1 protein-coding gene is annotated in these 1,403 nt (G+C 46.3%); it reads left to right on the top strand.

Annotated elements, in window-relative coordinates; genetic code table 11:
- Positions 1-475: 475 nt before the first annotated feature.
- Positions 476-1,403: MobQ family relaxase (mobQ, locus tag G400_RS0113030; RefSeq protein WP_027827237.1), on the top strand; the 928-nt coding region annotated here is incomplete at its 3' end.

Genomic DNA, 1,403 nt, shown 5'->3' with positions numbered 1-1,403 from the left:
AATCTCTGTAAAAGACAATTAAAAAATTCGAATTGAAAATAGCGGAATCTGTAATAGTTTTTAAGTATTTAAAGCATAGCAAATTTAGTTGATTTGGACGCATATATTGAATTAAAAATGTATTCAATTCAATAACGGGAAACCTGATTTAATAGCTATCAGCAGACCGAGTGAAACAAGGTCAATGCGCACTTATATGTACGCTACGCATACATATTGTTCGCTTACGCTCATGTGCTCGCTCCGCTGGGGCTACCGCCGGTTGCCTTGCCGGCAGGACAGAATCAAAGTCAAGTGCATTCGATTTTTGTTTTTTTGATTTTAGGCGGTTCTCCTCCGCCTGATCAAAAAAACAAAATCTCACAAAATCCCGTTCATCAAAAGTCGCCTTTAGGCTCCTAATGATGAACAGAATTTTGAGGGTCAACCCCATAAGTCAAAACCAAGATCAACGTCAGAATCGGAGGTCAACGTCATGGCAATCTACCACCTATCACTCAAAACCATCAGCCGAAGTAAAGGCCAGTCGGCCGTGGCTTCGTCAGCTTACCGCTCTGGTAGTAAGCTTAAAGACTTCGAGACCGGTGAAGTCAAAGACTTCACTAAAAAACATGGAGTTGCATACAGTGAGATACAACTACCTGCGCAAGCACCAGCAAAATACAAAGACCGAGAAGAACTCTGGAATGCCGTTGAGGAGAAGGAATCTAAGTCCAATTCACAACTTGCACGTGAAGTAGAGGTGGCATTACCGGCAGAACTTGAACGTCCAACGCAGATAAAACTAGTGCATGACTATGTACAAACAAACTTTGTCGATCGTGGCATGTGTGCCGATTGGTCAATTCATGATAAAGAGGACGGGAACCCACACGCCCACATCATGTTGACGACCCGGGCAATCAAAAAAAACGGTACCTGGGCGCCGAAGCAGAAGAGCACTTATCTCCTAGACGAGAACGGGGCTAAAGTCCCGCAAATCGACCCTAAAACGGGACAGCAGAAAATTGGAGCCCGTGGGCGGAAGATGTGGCAGCGCACTACCGAATCTTACACAGATTGGAACGACCGTAACAACGCCGAAATTTGGCGTAAAAGTTGGGCCGAGAGCTGTAACCAGTACTTGGCTCCGGAAAATAAAATTGACCATCGAAGCTATGAACGCCAAGGTGTGGAACAGATACCGACTATCCATGAAGGGCACGTGGCCCGTGAGATGGGCGACCGCTCGGAACGAGTTCAAACCAACATCGACATCAAGGCGAGTAACCGTGAGTTGAGCGGTCTAAGCGCCACCATTGCCAAAATTCAAGAAGAAGCCAGAAAGCTGTTCCACCAGATTGCCGAGCTAACCGAGCTCATCAGGAAACGAGCACAGGAAAAGGCGGAAGCCAAACGGCAGG

It is taken from the genome of Furfurilactobacillus rossiae DSM 15814 (assembly GCF_000428925.1).
Taxonomy (GTDB): Bacteria; Bacillota; Bacilli; order Lactobacillales; family Lactobacillaceae; genus Furfurilactobacillus; species Furfurilactobacillus rossiae.
This window is presented reverse-complemented; position numbering and strand designations above follow the sequence as displayed.